Annotated in this window: 12 protein-coding genes; 9 read left to right on the top strand and 3 right to left on the bottom strand. The window is 69.5% G+C overall.

Translation table 11 applies throughout. The features are described from left to right. The first annotated feature begins 11 nt into the window (after positions 1 to 11). Positions 12 to 539, top strand: coding sequence for a TrmH family RNA methyltransferase (locus tag POL72_RS10070; protein WP_272094841.1), 528 nt, complete (start codon positions 12 to 14; stop codon positions 537 to 539). A gap of 40 nt (positions 540 to 579) precedes the next feature. Here the strand turns inward: POL72_RS10070 and POL72_RS10065 are convergent, their stop codons facing one another. From POL72_RS10065 to groES, 3 genes are all read right to left on the bottom strand, one after another. Continuing rightward, positions 580 to 1,113 (bottom strand): GNAT family N-acetyltransferase, encoded by a 534-nt coding sequence (locus POL72_RS10065; protein ID WP_272094839.1) that lies wholly within the window; start codon positions 1,111 to 1,113, stop codon positions 580 to 582. A gap of 128 nt (positions 1,114 to 1,241) precedes the next feature. Next, positions 1,242 to 2,870: a chaperonin GroEL gene (groL, locus tag POL72_RS10060; protein WP_012238540.1), complete on the bottom strand. Its 1,629-nt coding sequence runs from the start codon at positions 2,868 to 2,870 to the stop codon at positions 1,242 to 1,244. A 33-nt stretch (positions 2,871 to 2,903) separates the two neighbouring features. Continuing rightward, positions 2,904 to 3,194 (bottom strand): co-chaperone GroES, encoded by a 291-nt coding sequence (gene groES, locus POL72_RS10055; protein ID WP_012238539.1) that lies wholly within the window; start codon positions 3,192 to 3,194, stop codon positions 2,904 to 2,906. Between the two features lie 452 nt (positions 3,195 to 3,646). On the opposite strand from groES, the gene POL72_RS10050 reads away from it, so the two are divergent. From POL72_RS10050 to POL72_RS10015, 8 genes are all read left to right on the top strand, one after another. Continuing rightward, complete coding sequence (locus tag POL72_RS10050) at positions 3,647 to 4,252, top strand: hypothetical protein (protein ID WP_272094838.1); 606 nt, start codon at positions 3,647 to 3,649, stop codon at positions 4,250 to 4,252. After that, the gene (locus POL72_RS10045; protein WP_272094837.1) at positions 4,252 to 4,926 is read left to right on the top strand and encodes a hypothetical protein; all 675 of its coding nucleotides are present in this window, start codon (positions 4,252 to 4,254) and stop codon (positions 4,924 to 4,926) included. Before POL72_RS10050 ends, POL72_RS10045 begins: the two co-directional genes overlap by 1 nt. 140 nt (positions 4,927 to 5,066) lie before the next feature. Then, positions 5,067 to 5,891 (top strand): response regulator transcription factor, encoded by an 825-nt coding sequence (locus POL72_RS10040; RefSeq protein WP_272094836.1) that lies wholly within the window; start codon positions 5,067 to 5,069, stop codon positions 5,889 to 5,891. A gap of 361 nt (positions 5,892 to 6,252) precedes the next feature. Continuing rightward, positions 6,253 to 8,193, top strand: coding sequence for a DUF8809 domain-containing protein (locus POL72_RS10035; protein ID WP_272094835.1), 1,941 nt, complete (start codon positions 6,253 to 6,255; stop codon positions 8,191 to 8,193). 72 nt (positions 8,194 to 8,265) lie between these two features. Beyond that, on the top strand, positions 8,266 to 9,270 hold the full coding sequence (locus POL72_RS10030) for an AAA family ATPase (protein WP_012238534.1): 1,005 nt from the start codon (positions 8,266 to 8,268) through the stop codon (positions 9,268 to 9,270). A gap of 18 nt (positions 9,271 to 9,288) precedes the next feature. Then, positions 9,289 to 10,242: a DUF58 domain-containing protein gene (locus POL72_RS10025; RefSeq protein WP_272094834.1), complete on the top strand. Its 954-nt coding sequence runs from the start codon at positions 9,289 to 9,291 to the stop codon at positions 10,240 to 10,242. Between the two features lie 2 nt (positions 10,243 to 10,244). After that, on the top strand, positions 10,245 to 12,152 hold the full coding sequence (locus POL72_RS10020) for a VWA domain-containing protein (protein WP_272094833.1): 1,908 nt from the start codon (positions 10,245 to 10,247) through the stop codon (positions 12,150 to 12,152). Beyond that, positions 12,149 to 14,971, top strand: a complete 2,823-nt coding sequence (locus POL72_RS10015) for a VWA domain-containing protein (protein WP_272094832.1) — start codon at positions 12,149 to 12,151, stop codon at positions 14,969 to 14,971. Before POL72_RS10020 ends, POL72_RS10015 begins: the two co-directional genes overlap by 4 nt. The last annotated feature ends 224 nt before the right edge of the window (positions 14,972 to 15,195 follow it).

Genomic DNA, 15,195 nt, shown 5'->3' with positions numbered 1-15,195 from the left:
GCCAGCGCGCCGTGAAGATCCCGCCCTTCGGGCTCACCACCCGGGAGATCCGCGACGAGCTCGCCCCCTTGCGGAGCGACTTCTCCATCGCCGTCTGCCGCGCGAAGAACCCGTTCAACATCGGCGCCATCATCCGCGTCGCGCACTCGTTCCTAGTCCGGGAGATCTTCCTGATCGGGACCGAACCCTATTACGAGCGTGCTTCGATGGGCATGCAGAAGTACGAGACCATCGTCGAGTGCCCCGACGAGGCGAGCTTCCTCGAAGCGGCGCGCGGCCGCCCGCTCATCGGCGTGGAGCGCGATCACGCGCGGCGGACCCTCTGGGAGGCGCCCTTCCCCCGCGGGCTCGTGTTCCTCTTCGGCAGCGAGGATGACGGGCTGCCGCAGGCGCTGCTCGATGCGTGCGAGGACGTGATCGCGATCCCCATGTACGGGATCAACCACTCGTACCCCGTGGCGATCGCGGCGGGCATGACCCTGTGCGAGTGGGCTCGGCGGCGCGACCCGCGCGGCGGCGTGAGCCGCGCAGGCGGGTGAGCGACGCCGCGGCGGGCCCCCGCCCATGGACGGCGGGGCGCTACTCGGGGTAGCGCTCGAAGACGAGGAGCTCGCCCAGGAGGTCGTGCTCGAGCGTTCCAGCAGGGCGCATCCCGAGCTTCTCGATCACCCGGAGCGACGCGCGGTGCCAGGCCGGCGTGGTCGCGATCACGCGCTTCACGCCCGGCTGCTGCAGCGTCCAGTGCAGGACGGCGCGCGACCCCTCCGTGGCGTAGCCCTGGCCCTGGGACTTGCCCTCGACGCCGTAGCCGATCTCCACGGTGCCGGTCGCGTCGGGCCGGCCGTTCAGCACCACGCTGCCGACGACGACGCGCTCCTCTTGCCCGCACGTCACCATCAGCCGCGTGCCCCACAGGAACGCCTCTGGATCGTCCCGCAGCCGGTCGAGCGGCGAGCTGAAGGCGCGCTCGACGAGCGCGCGCCCAGGCCAGGCGCCGGGGAAGCGCGCGCCGGAGAGGGCCTCGGCCTCGGCGCGATCTCCGCGGATGACCGCCTCGAGCAGGGGCAGCGAGACCGGGGTGAGCGCCAGGCGCTCGGTAGTCAGGGTGCTCATCGCGAACCTGCGCCGGATCAGATCATGCGCCGCGGCCCGCCGGAAGTCGAAATGGCGAAGGGCCGACTTCCCGAGAAGGAAGTCGGCCCTCGCCCGCCGGGCTTAACGGTCAGCGCGGCGCGTCGCGATCAGAAGTCGTGGCCGTGGCCCGCGTGGGCGCCACCGGCCGCCGGCTTCTCCTCCTTCGGCCGCTCGGCGATGAGCGCCTCGGTGGTGAGCATCAGGCTGGCGACGCTGGCCGCGTTCTGGAGCGCCGACCGGACGACCTTGACCGGATCGATGACGCCCATCTCGAGCAGGTTGCCGTAGTCGCCCGACGCCGCGTTGTAGCCGTACGAGTCCTTGCCGTCGCGCACCTTCTGCACGACGATCGAGCCCTCTTCCCCGGCGTTGGCCGAGATCTGGCGGAGGGGCTCCTCGATGGCGCGGCGGATGATGTTCACGCCGAACCGCTGCTCGTCGTTGACCTTGAGCTTCTCGAGCGAGCTCTGCGCGCGGATGAGCGCCACGCCGCCGCCCGGGACGATGCCCTCCTCGACGGCCGCGCGGGTCGCGTGGAGCGCGTCCTCGACGCGGGCCTTCTTCTCCTTCATCTCGGTCTCGGTCGCGGCGCCGACCTTGACGACCGCGACGCCGCCCACGAGCTTCGCGAGCCGCTCCTGGAGCTTCTCGCGGTCGTAGTCGCTCGTCGTGTTCTCGATCTGGGCGCGGATCTCCTGCTGCCGGGCCTTGATCTTGTCCTTCTTGCCCTGGCCGCCGACGATCGTGGTGTTGTCCTTGTCGATGATGACGGTCTTGGCGCGGCCGAGATCGCTGATCGTGACGTTCTCGAGCTTGAGGCCGAGCTCCTCCGCGATCACCTGGCCGTCCGTCAGGGTGGCGATGTCCTTCAGCATCTCCTTGCGGCGATCACCGAAGCCCGGCGCCTTGACGGCCGCGCAGTGCAGCGTGCCGCGGAGCTTGTTCACGACGAGGGTCGCGAGCGCCTCGCCCTCGACGTCCTCGGCGATGATGAGGAGCTGCTTCTGGCTCTTGGCGATCGCCTCGAGCACCGGGAGCAGGTCCTTCATGTTGGAGATCTTCTTCTCCGAGATGAGGATGTAGCAGTCCTCGAGGTTCGCCTTCATGGCCTCGGGATCGGTCACGAAGTACGGCGAGAGGTAGCCGCGGTCGAACTGCATGCCCTCGACCACGTCGAGGGTCGTGTCGGCGCTCTTGGCCTCCTCGACCGTGATCACGCCCTCCTTGCCGACCTTCTCCATCGCGTCGGCGAGGAGCTTGCCGATCGTCTCGTCGCCGTTCGCGCTGATCGTGCCGACCTGCGCGATCTCCTTCGCGTCCTTCGTCTGCTTGGCGGAGCCGCGGAGGTGCTCGACGATCGCCTCGACCGCCTTGTCGATGCCGCGCTTGATCTCCATCGGGTTGTGCCCGGCCGCGACGAGCTTGGAGCCCTCGCGGTAGATCGCCTGGGCGAGCACCGTCGCGGTGGTCGTCCCGTCGCCGGCGATGTCGCTCGTCTTCGAGGCGACCTCGCGGACCATCTGGGCGCCCATGTTCTCGAAGCGGTTCTCGAGCTCGATCTCCTTGGCGACCGTCACGCCGTCCTTGGTGACCGTCGGCGAGCCGAAGCTCTTCTCGATGACGACGTTGCGCCCCTTCGGGCCGAGCGTGACCTTGACCGCGTCGGCGAGGGCGTTGACCCCCGCGAGGATCATGCTGCGGGCGGACTCGTTGTAGATGATTTCCTTGGCTGCCATGGTGTCTCTCCTAAGTTCCTTCTGTCGCCCGCGTCACTTCTCGATCACGCCGAGGATGTCGTCCTCGCGGAGGATGAGGTGCTCTTCGCCGTCGATCTTGACCTCGGTGCCCGAGTACTTGCCGAAGAGGACGCGGTCGCCCTCCTTGACGTCGAGCTTCCGCACGGTACCGTCCTCGGCGACCTTGCCGTTGCCGACGGCGACGACGGTCCCCTCGATCGGCTTCTCTTTCGCGGTGTCCGGAATGTAGAGACCTCCCTTGGTCTTCTCTTCTTCCTTCACGCGCTGAACGATCACGCGGTCCTGGAGCGGTCGAATCTTCATCTTTGCAAATCCTCCGGGGACGAGCGCCGCGTCCCACGAACGGCAAGACCCAGCCGGCCCGCCTGAGCAGCCGCAAGGTCCCATACGATTGCAGTCTGGGCACTTTGCTAGCACTCACCTATGGCGAGTGCTAGCGAGCGCGCCGAAGATAGCCACCCCCTGGAGGGTGTCAAGAGTGGCCCCAGGCCGGCACTTTGCGCGTTGGCAGCCAGGCGCAGAGGTGGCTGTAAGTCCTGGAGATCGCAGGGGAAGGTGCGTGGCGCAAGGCTGGGCTCGGCGGAGCCCCTCGGCTAAAATGCGCTTATGAGGGCAAAGCTGCGGCAGCACAGTGACGCGATGCCCTCACGGTCTCCAACCCGAGGGAGGCCGCCGGGACGTGTCTGGTTGACCTGAGCGCGCGGTGGCCCGGGTTACGTCGGTATCCAGGGCACCCGCACAAGTGAGGTGCCGCTGTGAGCCAAGCGATCTCTCTCTCCCCGAGCATGACCCGCTATTTCCAGGAGGTTGTGGACGAGGCGCTCCGAGTTCGGAACGTCGCTGCTACCGAGGCGGCGTCGAGTTACCTCGTCGGTCTGCTCTGTGCCTTTGCTCACCCGGACGAGCATGCCGAGTCTGCCTTCAACCAGCCCCTGACCTTTCTTCTGCGCGATGCGCTGGAAGCCTCCGGAGCCGAGCGTTTCCAGCGGCTGCGTAACCTCGGAGACAGCGTCCTCTATGTGGTCGGCTTCTTCGGCGGCCACATCGAGGTCAAGGGGGTCGATCGCGGCTACGTGGTCGGGGTCGGGTCGACCGCTTACCACCATGCGGCCGCTATGCTTCGCCTCAATGCGCGCGTCGGCCAGGGGCCGGATGTTCTTTCGGAGATGGCCGAGAAATTCGAGCGGTTCGTGAGCGTCCTGAACGATGTGGCCGACGGTACGCTCGCGTCGGGGGCTCGGGACGAGCGCTCGGTGCTCCGGCTGTACGAGCGCTGGGTTCGTACGGGCTCGAGCCGACTCGCGGATGAGCTCGGGGCACGAGGGCTCGTGCCGGGCCGTGGTGCGGGCGGGCTCAACTGATGCGGGGGGCGACGTTCCCGGCCCGGATCCAGCAGCACCTGGCGCGCACCTATGCGCTCGATGACGCGCCCGTGGTCGACGATTTCATCCGGCTGACGGACGGCAGCGCCCGCGAAGCGCTGCTGATCCGGCACGCCGGCGAAGATGGCGGGGATATCGAGGTCGCGCTGCACCTGCCCCGCCGGGCGATCACGCGGGGGCGAGAGGGGACGCTGGACGAGATCTGCCAGATCGTCGAGGGCGTGAGCCACTTCCTCTACGTGGCCGAGCGAGCCCGCAGGGAGCTGCCGGCGACCCAGCTCGAGCTCGAGCTCCAGGCCGAGGTCGACAAATACGTGCTGCTTGTCCACGGCGATCTGGCGGACGAGGTCGAGCCGCCAGGCCCGCCGCTCCGGCGCCGCCACGAGGCGGCCCCATCGGGGGCGGGGCGCTTCGAGCCCGAGCGCGCCGCGCGGATCCGCGCCCATCTCTTCGAGCGGGTCACCTTCATGGATCCACCGGGCACGGAGACCGGCGATCGCTACCGGATCGCGAACGATCTGGCCGCGCGGTTCGCGGGCCGACTCGAGGCCGAGTTTGCCCGCCATGGGCGTCATGCCGAGCTACTCGCCGCGCTGCGACGCTTCTATGCGGCGGGGCAGACGGAAAAGATCGCGCTCGCGCGCGCCGCGTGAGCGCATCCTCCCTGGCGCTCGGGTCGCTCGGGAGGACGGCGAACGGCGAAGAGCGCTGGCTGCGGCAGCGCGGTCTCGTTCTCTCTTGACCGGTTCGCGCGCACGTACTCTCATCCGCATCCACGATGCCTTCCGCGAGCATGATGCCGCCCCGTGTGCTGGTGGCCGAAGACGAACCGGCGATGTTGAGCCTCGTTGCGCGTCACCTGAGGAACCTGGGTTTCTCTGTGATCGAGGCCTCCGAGGGGGATGCTGCCTGGGAGCTCGCGCGTGAGCACCGGCCGGATCTGGTGATCCTGGACGTGATGATGCCCGGCATGAGCGGCTGGGAGATCTGCAAGCGGCTGAAGAGCGACACGTCCGACGGACGGCCGTTCGCGAGCACCGGCGTCATCATGCTCACCGGGATCGGCGAGAACCTGAACGAGATGACCTCGCCGCTCTTCGCCGCAGACGCGTGGTTGAACAAGCCGTTCGATTTCTCGGATCTGGACGCGCGGGTGCGCGAGACGCTCGCCCGTTATGCGAAGCAGGTGCCTGATGCGAACGGCGCCAAGGCCCAGGCGAGCGCGGTCGGCGAGGAGCGTGAGGCCGCTGCGCAGCCGTCCTCCAGAGAACGGGCGACGGGGGCGAAGAAGTCGGCGGCAAACAGTGCCGTGGCGAGCAGGGCTGCTGCGAAGCGGTCGGCCGCGACGAAGAAGCCGGCCGCCAAGGCGGCGAAGAAGCCGGCCGCGACGAAGAAACCGGCAGCCAAGGCGGCGAAGAAGCCGGCAGCCAAGGCGGCGAAGAAACCGACCGCGACGAAGAAGCCGGCAGCCAAGGCGGCGAAGAAGCCGACCGCGACGAAGAAGCCGGCAGCCAAGGCGGCGAAGAAGCCGGCTGCTACGCCGGCCGCGGCGAAGAAGCCTGCTGCGGCGAAGAAGCCTGCCGCCAAGGCAGCGCCCAAGAAGAAGTCGATGAAGTGATCCAATCCGAGGCGGGCGCCGTGCGCAGCGGCCCGACCCCTCGTTCCCACGCAACGTACGCATGCCGCCGCCGAGCCGGGTGCAGAGGAACCGTCCGATCGGCGCTCGGAGGGAGGACCCCCACCCACCGCCGGCAGCACGCATCCATGCCGGCAGCACGCTGAGCGCAGCTGCCCTGCACGGGAATCATCAGGGCTCGCCGCGCGTCATTGCCTCGTACGTCGCGCGCAGCCTCTACGTACGTCGCACGTCGCGAGGAGCCTCCCAGGAACTTTCGGGCGCCTGACCCGTCAGCAGGTACAATGCTGCGACGTTTCCCCTTCGAGGGCCCCCGCGGGGGGCGCCCGGAGCGCTGAGCACCGTGAGCGACTCTCGCACGAAGCAACTGGACCGCATTCGCAGCGCCGCGCTCGTGGTTGAGCTGAGGCTCCGGTTCGGGCGCGCGCTGCGTGCGCTGCCGAGCGCGCTGACCCTCGCGCTCGCGCTCGCTGCCGGGACGCTCGCGGTGCACAAGGCGCTCCCGGCGTACCTCGGCGAGCCGCGCGCCCGCCAGCTCCTCCTCGGCGCGGGGCTGCTCGTGCTGGCCACCCTCGTCGTGGCGATGCTGCGACGCTTGCCTCCGCGCGCCGGCACCATCGCCCTCGATCGGCACCACGGCCTCCACGACCGGCTGACGATCGCCCTCGCCTTCGAGGCGCTGCCCGCAGCGCAGCGCACCCCCCTGATGGAGGCGGCGATCGACGACGCCTGCGAGCACGCCGCAGGGCTGCGCCCCGCCGGCGCCGCGCCGCTCGCCGTCCCTCGCGAGCTCTGGACCTCCGCCGCGGTGGGCCTCGGCGTGCTCGCGGTGGCGCTGCTGGAGGTGCGCACCCCGCGGAAGCAGGCGCCCGTCGCGGCGACCATCGACGCGCTGACCATGTCGCCCGACGACCTCGAGCTCTTCAAGGACGCGGCGAAGGCGCTCGATCGGCAGGACCAGAGCCCGGAGATGAAGTCCGCGGTCGAGCGGTTCAACCAGCTCATCGAGGACATCGCGAACAAGCGCCTCGATCGCACCGAGGCGTTCCGCCGCATGGAGGCGCTCGAGCGCGAGCTCCTCAAGGGCGCCGAGGCCGACCTGAAGGCGCTCGATGAGGCGCTGAAGGAGACGGGGGTCGACCTCAAGAAGAGCGACCTGGCGAAGGGCGTTGGGGAGTCCCTCGAGAAGAAGGACCTCGAGAAGGCGAAGAAGGACCTGAAGGAGCTCGCCGAGAAGCTCCGCGACAAGAAGCAGAAGTTCGACAAGGCCGAGATCGAGCGGCTGCGCAAGGCGCTCTCCGAGGCGGCGTCGCGCCGCAAGGAGGCCCTCGCCGCGATCAACGAGAAGCGCGCAGAGGCGCGCGAGCAGCTCCTCAAGCAGAAGCAGAAGGCCCCCGCGAACGAGCAGGAGCGATCCGAGCAGGAGAGGCTGCTCAAGAAGAAGGAGCGCGAGCTGGAGCGGCTCGACCGCGAGGCCGAGCAGAAGGAGCGGACCGGGCGCCAGCTCGACCGGCTCGACCGCGAGCTCGCCAAGGCCGCGGAAGATCTGATGCGCGACCTCGGGATGTCAGCGGACGATCTCGAGCAGGCGGCCGAGGACATCAACCGGATGCAGCAGGAGGAGATGTCCGAGCAGGAGAAGGAAGAGCTGCGCCAGCGGCTCGAGGAGCTCCGGGAGCTCGTGCGCCAGCAAGGGCAGGGGGGCAAGCAGCGGATGGCCAGGATGCTCCGCTTCGGAAAGCGCGCGCGCGGCAGCCAGGGCAGCGGCGACGAGCAGCAGGGGCAGGGCCAACAGGGGCAGGGCGACGGCGAGCAGGAAGGGCAGCAGGGCCAGCAAGGCCAGGGCGGTCAGGGCAAGGGCGGGCAAGGCCAGGGGCAGGAGCTGGTGATCGGGCCAGGCGGCAAGAAGATCCTGATGCCCGGCGGCGGGCAGGGGCAGGGGCAGGAGGGGGCCGGGAGCGGCCAGGGCAACAGCAACGGCGGCAACCAGCCCGGGGGCGACGGCGTCGGCTCCGGCCGTGGCGGCGAGATCGCGGGCAAGCGCACCGACCCGAAGATGGGGACCCAGGACGTCCAGGCGCAGGGGCTCGACACGCAGCAAGGGCCCTCGAACAGCGAGGTGATCCTCAGCGCCGCCGAGCGGGGCTTCAAGGGGACCGGCTACAAGAAGGTCTTCACCGACTATCACACGGTCGCAGAGCAGCAGATCAACAAGGATCAGATCCCTGATGGATACCGGTTCTACGTGAACCGGTATTTCCAGCTCATCAGGCCGCGCGAGTGAGTCGAGCCGGCGGCTCGAACGCGACCGCGCCTCACCAGGCGCCCCGCGACAGCGGGCGCGAAGCAGGAAGTCATGGCCGAGAAGACGAAGGAAGCAGCGCGGGCCGAGGTGGACGAGTTCCGCGCGAGCATCGGAGAGCTGCGCGAGGAGGTGGGGAAGGTCATCGTCGGCAACCGCGAGGTGGTCGACGGCGTGCTCACGTGCATGCTCGCGGGCTCGCACGCGCTGCTCGAGGGCGTGCCGGGGCTCGGCAAGACGATGCTCGTCCGCACCATGGCCGAGGCGCTCGAGCTCCAGTTCTCGCGCATCCAGTTCACGCCCGACATGATGCCCGCGGACATCATCGGCACCACGGTCATCGATGAGAACGCGGGCGGGCAGCGGTCGTTCTCGTTCCGCAAGGGGCCGATCTTCGCGAACATCGTGCTCGCCGACGAGATCAACCGGGCCACGCCGAAGACGCAGAGCGCGCTCCTCGAGGCCATGCAGGAGCACCGCGTCACGGTCTCGCGGCAGAGCTACACGCTGGAAGAGCCGTTCTTCGTCCTGGCGACGCAGAACCCCCTCGAGAGCGAGGGGACGTACCCGCTGCCGGAGGCGCAGCTCGATCGGTTCTTCTTCAAGCTGCACGTGCCGTTCCCCAGCCGCGACGAGCTGAACTCGATCCTCGAGCGGACGACCGGCACCGACGCGATCGAGGTGCGGCCGGTCCTGAACAAGGAGCGGATCATCGCCATGCAGCGGCTCGTCCGCGAGGTGCCGGTGGCGAAGCACGTCCAGGACTATGCGGTGCGGCTGCTCCAGGCCACCCACCCCGCCGAGGGAGGCAGCCTCGACGAAGTGAAGCGGTTCGTGAAGTTCGGCGGATCGCCGCGCGGGGCGCAGGCGCTGCTGCTCGCCGCGAAGATCCGCGCGCTCTTCGAGGGGCGGTTCGCTGCGTCGGTCGACGACGTGCGCGCGTGCGCGCTGCCCGCCCTCCGGCACCGCGTGCTGCTCAACTTCGAGGGCGAGGCCGAGGGCGTGAAGACCGACGAGGTGCTGCAGGCGATCCTCAAGCACCTTCCGGAGAGCAAATGAGGCGCCGTCGAAGGTAGCATGGGGCTCTTCGACGCGTTCAAGAGGGCCGCCGCGCCGCTGCGCCGCTTCTCCGCGCTCTCCGCGGGCGCCCCCGACGAGGAGCTCTTCGACGACGAGTTCCAGCGCAAGCTCGACTACCTCGCGATGGTGAGCCGCCGCGTCTTCTCGGGGGCGATGCGCGCGGAGCGGCGAACCAAGAAGACCGGCTCAGGGGTCGAGTTCGCCGACCACCGCGACTACGCGCCCGGCGACGATTTCCGGTACCTCGACTGGGCCGCGTACCAGCGCTTCGACCGGCTCCTCATCCGGCTCTACGAGGAGGAGGAAGACCTCTCGATCTACTTCATCGTCGACACCTCGGCGTCGATGGCGTTCGGCGACGGCGAGAAGCTGCGGCACGCAAAGCGCCTCGCCGCGGCGCTGGCGTACGTGGGGCTCGCCAACCTCGACCGCATCGCGATCGTCACCGCGACCGACGAGATCAGCGGGCGCATGCAGTCGACCCGGGGCAAGGCGCGCATCTTCAGGATCTTCCGCTTCCTCGGGCAGGCGCGCGCCGAGGGCCCGACCGACCTCGGCGAGGCGATGAAGACCTTCGTGGCGCAGCACAAGCGGCGCGGCCTCGCTGTGATCCTCAGCGATCTCTATGATCCGGCGGGCTTCGAGCGCGGCATCAACGTCCTCCGGTACAACCGGTTCGAGCCGTTCGTGCTCCACGTCGTCGACGCGCGCGAGGCCCGGCCTGCGCTGCGCGGGGACGTGCGCGTCTACGACTGCGAGACCGGCGACGAGCGCGAGGTCACGGTGACCCCCAAGGTGCTCGAGCGCTACGCCGAGGCCTACGAGCAGTACCTCGACGAGATCCGCCGCTTCTGCACGTCGCGGCAGGTGAGCTACTTCCGCGCGGACGTGTCCGTCCCCTTCGATGAGCTGATCCTTCGCGTGTTTCGCCGAGGCGGCTTCCTCCGGTAGCGATGCTGCACTTCACCGGCGTTCCGCTGCAGACACTGCTCCAGATCGGCGCCCTCGCCGGGGCCGTGGTCGTCGTCTTCTACATCCTCAAGCTGCGCCGGCGGCCGGTCGCGGTCCCCTTCTCGAGGATCTGGGAGCGCATCCTCCGGGACAAGGAGGCGACGAGCCTGTTCTCGCAGCTGAAGCGGCTCCTGTCGCTGCTGCTGCAGCTCGCGCTCCTCGCGCTGCTCCTGCTCGCGCTGGGGGATCCGCGCCCGCAGGCGAACCTCGTCGAGGGGCGCAACATCGTCGTCCTCATCGACGCGAGCGCGAGCATGCAGGCCATCGACGTCGCGCCCTCGCGCCTCGAGCTCGCGAAGGAAGAGGTCAAGAAGATGGTCCGCGGCCTCTCCGGCAGCGACCGCATGCTGCTGGCCCAGATGGACGCGGCCATCACGCCCCTGTCGACGCTCACCGGAGAGATCGCGGAGCTCGAGGCGGCCGTCGCGGCGGTGAGGCCGACCGACGCCACCGCCGACTTCGCGCGCGCGCTCCGCTTCGCGAGCGACACCCTGAGCGGGCTCCCGTCGCCGGAGGTCATCGTCGTGAGCGACGGCGCGCTCGGCGAGCCGACCGACGCCGGCGGACAGGTGCGCCTCGGCGACATCAAGCTCTCGTACCTGCCGATCGGCAAGGGATCGAGGAACGCCGCCATCACCGAGTTCTCGGTGCGGCGTTACCCGCTCGACAAGAGCCGCTACGAGGTGATGCTCGAGGTCACCAACACGAGCGACGAGCCCCTCGATCTCGAGCTGTCGCTGCTCGGCGACGGCCAGCTCACGGATCTGACGCGCATCCGGCTCAAGCCCAAGGAGAAGCTGCCCCGCTTCTACCCGAACCTCTCCGGCGCCTCGAAGACGCTCGAGGCGAAGCTTTCGCTGGCCGACGGCGGCTCGGACGACCTCCCCGCGGACAACCGCGCCTACGCGCTGCTCCCCGAGCGGCGCCGCGCGCGCGTCCAGGTCGTCTCCGCGGGGAACATGTTCCTCGAGGCGGCGCTGCTCCTCGACGAGTACCTCGACGTGACCTTCGTCGATCCGCAGCGGTACCCGGCGGCCGCCTCGTTCGACGTGACCATCTTCGATGGCGTGGCGCCGAGCGTCGCGCCGGGGAGCGGGAGCCTGCTCTACCTCAACCCGACCGGGACCAGCGTCCCGTTCGAGGTGGGCAAGGAGGTCCTCGACGACGACCCGAACTACCGCCTGGGCTTCGACGAGCTCGACGCGAAGCACCCGCTCCTGCGCTACACGGCGCTCAGCGACGTGAACGTCGCGCGCGCCCACGTGCTCAAGGGCAACAAGGAAGACAGGGTCGTCGGCCGGAGCTACAAGGGCCCGCTGCTGATCGAGGGGCGGCGCAGCGGCGTGAAATTCGTGGCGCTCGGCTTCGACGTTCGCGAGAGCGATTTCCCCCTCCGCATCGCCTGGCCGCTCTTCCTGCTCAACGCGATCAACAACTTCGTCGAGGAGGACACGAGCTACATCTCCTCGTTCCGCACGGGCTCCGTCTGGCACATCCCGGCGTCCTCGTCCGCGGAGGTGGCCAGCCTGGAGCAGCCCGACGGGACGACGCGCACGGTCCCCATCCAGGAAGGGCGCGCCGTGTTCCTCGGGCAGCACGCCGGCTTCTACACGCTGCGCGTCGGCGCGGCGGGCGCGCAGGAGGAGAGCATGTTCGCCGCGAACCTCTCGGCGCCGGAGGAGAGCGCGATCGCCCCGGCCGTCGAGCTCAAGGTCGACGGCCGCGGCGCCGGCGCGGTGAGCGAGTTCAAGATCGGCGTTCGCCGTGAGCTCTGGGTCTACCTGCTCGCGGCGGTGCTCGTCGTGACCGCGATCGAGTGGTTCACGTACCACAGGAGGGTGACGGTGTGAGCGCGTTCCGTGGTCGCAGGCTGCGCATCGTCGCGTGGGCCATCACATGCGTCGCGCTCGGCGGGATCCTGTTCTGGGCGTACCGGAGGTATGTCCTCCTGCACCCGGATCCGACGCTGACGTGGGTGCGCGAGGGGGTGAAGTACGAGCTCCTCAACCCGAAGATGCTCGGCGCGATCCTGCTCGCGCCCTGGTTCGTCGGTGTCCTCGCGGGATCCCTCGCCGACCTCCCCCTGCCGCAGCGCGTGCTCTCGGTGCTGCTGCGGGTCGCGTTCGTCGCGCTGATCGCGCTCGGGCTGTCGCGGCTCGCGAGGTCCGCGACCACGGAGAAGGTCGCCACCATCTACCTCATCGACGTCTCCGAGTCGGTCACCGACGAGGCGCTCGACGACGCGCGCGCGACGCTCGACAAGGCGTTCGCCGAGAAGCCCGAGGACGGCGTCATCAAGGTGATCACCTTCGCGCGGCGGCCGCGGCTCGTCGAGCGCGCGGCCGGCGAGGCGGCCGGTCGCGAGGCGGAGCGGCGCGCGCCGCTCATCGGCCGCCACCTCGACGCGAACGGACAGCGCGGCGATCTCGGCGCAGGCTCGAACCTCCAGGCCGCGCTACAGCTCGCCTACGGGCTGTATCCGCCCGGCTACCTCAAGCGCGCCGTGCTGATGTCGGACGGCGTGCAGACGGACGGCGACGTGCTCGCCGAGGCCAACCGGGCGCGCGACGTCGGGGTGCGGCTGTTCTCCATCCCGTACCGGCGGCCCGCGCCGCCCGAGGTCGCGGTGCGGGAGCTGAGGATGCCCGACCGGGTCAAGGTCGGGGAGACGTTCGAGATCCACGCCGACATCTACGCAAGCCGCGCCACCAAGGCGCGCGCGCGGCTCTTCCAGGGGGAGGCGCTGAACGGCCTCGAGGGCATCCGGGATCTCGAGCTCAAGGCGGGGCCGAACGACGTCGTGTTCAAGAGCGTCGTGCGCATCGCGGGGCAGGTGACCTACGCGCTCGAGCTCGACCAGATCGCGGACGACAAGTTCAAGGAGAACAACCGGTACGCGACCACCATCGACGTGCCTGGGCGCCCGTCGGTGCTCTACGTCGAGGGGACGCCGCAGCACGCCGGCCCGCTCTCGAGCGCGCTCACCGCGCAGCAGCTCGACGTCGACGTCAGGCCGCCGGCTGGCTTCCCCGGCTCCCTCAAGGAGATGGAGCGCTACGACTTCCTGATCGTGTCCGATACCCCGAAGGAAGCGCTCAGCCTGCAGGGGCAGGAGATCATCGAGAGCTACGTGCGGGATCTCGGCGGGGGGTTCCTCTTCGCCGGCGGCGAGTCGGGGTACGGCCTCGGCGGCTGGTACCGCACCACCATCGAGCGGATCCTGCCGGTCCGGATGGACAACGAGCGAAAGAAGGACATGCCGAGCGTCGCGATGGCGCTCGTCATGGATCGCTCGGGATCGATGACCGGGCTGCCCCTCGAGATGGCCAAGGCCGCGGCGAAGGCGACCGCCGGGGTCCTGTCGTCGGACGATCTGATCGAGGTGATCGCGTTCGACTCGGCGCCGACCCGCTACGTGAAGATGCAGCCCGCGCGCAACCGCTCGCGGATCGCGGGCGAGATCGCGCGCATCCAACCGGGCGGCGGGACCGAGATCTTCTCCGCGCTCGACGCCGCCTACCAGGACATGACCGTCACGCAGGCGCGCAAGAAGCACGTCATCCTCCTCACGGACGGCAAGGCGTCGACGGGCGGCATCCGGGACCTCGTGTCCGCCATGATCGCCGAGTCGATCACCGTGACCACCGTGGGGCTCGGGAACGACCTCGACGAGCAGCTGCTCAAGATGATCGCCGACGTGGGCGGGGGGCGCTTCCACGCGGTCCCTGATCCGAACAACCTGCCGCGGATCTTCACCAAGGAGACCGAGATGGTCGCGCGCGCCGCCGCCGTCGAGGAGTGGTTCCCGGTGACCCAGGTCGGCGACGCGGCGTTCCTCCGGGGCGTCGACGTCCGCACGGCGCCCAACCTGCACGGCTACGTCTCGACCAAGCTGAAGCCGCCGCCGGCCCAGGAGCTGCTCACGAGCGACAGCGAGGAGCCGATCCTCGCGCGCTGGCGCGTCGGCCTCGGGTGGACGCTGGCCTGGACGAGCGACGTCAAGGCGCGCTGGGCCGTCGAGTGGCTGAGGTGGCCAGGCTTCGAGAAGTTCTGGGGGCAGCTCGTCCACGAGCACATGCGCCAGAAGCACCGGCGCGAGCTCGACATGAAGGCCGAGATCGTCGACGGAGAGCTGCGCGCGTCCGTCGACGCGTTCGGGGCCGACGATCGGTTCGAGAACAACCTGACCTCCCGGCTCACCCTCATCGGGCCCGAGCCGGGCGGCGCGACGCGGGTCGTCGACATGCGTCAGACCGCGCCGGGGCGCTACGAGACGGCGCTTGCGCTGGATCGGTACGGCTCGTTCCTCTTGCGGGCGGAGCACCTGCGCGAGGCCGAGGACGGCTCGCTCCGGCCCGTCGCCGTCAGCTACGGCCACGTCTCGAACCCGTACCCCCGCGAGTACGCGAGCTTCGAGCCCGAGCTCGCCATCCTCGAGAAGGCCGCGACGTCGACCGGCGGGGCGGTCGATCCGAACGGCGTGGCGGCCATCTTCGACCCGGCAGGGGAAAAGGTGACGTTCCACGAGGAGCTCTGGCAGCAGTTCATCTACGCCGCGATGGTCGTCTTCCTGCTCGATCTGTTCGTCCGCCGGGTGCGGCTCTTCGACCGGAAGTTCGTCGCGCGCCGGGGCCGAGGGGTAGGGGGCCGGAGCCTCCCGGCCACATGAGGACCCTTGGCAACGCGGAGCCCCTCATGACGGCCGATCCCCCGTTCCTCCCCGGCGCCGCGCCCAGCGCCGGTGCGCGTCCGTCAGGTTGCCCCCGACTGCGCTGCGTGGAACGCTGTGCTCCAGCCCGCTGGCCTGCACCATTTCGCGACGCGGAAGGGCCGTCTTGGGCTAGTTTCCCCTTATAGACCGGTGGTAGAGGAGCCCTGGAAAGCAGCGAAGGA

This window comes from Sorangium aterium (assembly GCF_028368935.1).
Classification (GTDB): Bacteria; Myxococcota_A; Polyangia; order Polyangiales; family Polyangiaceae; genus Sorangium; species Sorangium atrum.
Note: the sequence above shows the minus strand (reverse complement) of the source record. Positions and strands in the feature narration are given on the sequence as shown.

Excerpts from the sequence above, each read along its gene's own strand:
- POL72_RS10020 (WP_272094833.1), top strand. The coding sequence starts at position 10,245 with ATGCTGCACTTCACCGGCGTTCCGCTGCAGACACTGCTCCAGATCGGC.
- POL72_RS10065 (WP_272094839.1), bottom strand. The coding sequence starts at position 1,113 with ATGAGCACCCTGACTACCGAGCGCCTGGCGCTCACCCCGGTCTCGCTG.
- POL72_RS10045 (WP_272094837.1), top strand. The coding sequence starts at position 4,252 with ATGCGGGGGGCGACGTTCCCGGCCCGGATCCAGCAGCACCTGGCGCGC.
- POL72_RS10030 (WP_012238534.1), top strand. The coding sequence starts at position 8,266 with ATGGCCGAGAAGACGAAGGAAGCAGCGCGGGCCGAGGTGGACGAGTTC.
- POL72_RS10040 (WP_272094836.1), top strand. The coding sequence starts at position 5,067 with ATGATGCCGCCCCGTGTGCTGGTGGCCGAAGACGAACCGGCGATGTTG.
- groES (WP_012238539.1), bottom strand. The coding sequence starts at position 3,194 with ATGAAGATTCGACCGCTCCAGGACCGCGTGATCGTTCAGCGCGTGAAG.
- POL72_RS10025 (WP_272094834.1), top strand. The coding sequence starts at position 9,289 with ATGGGGCTCTTCGACGCGTTCAAGAGGGCCGCCGCGCCGCTGCGCCGC.
- groL (WP_012238540.1), bottom strand. The coding sequence starts at position 2,870 with ATGGCAGCCAAGGAAATCATCTACAACGAGTCCGCCCGCAGCATGATC.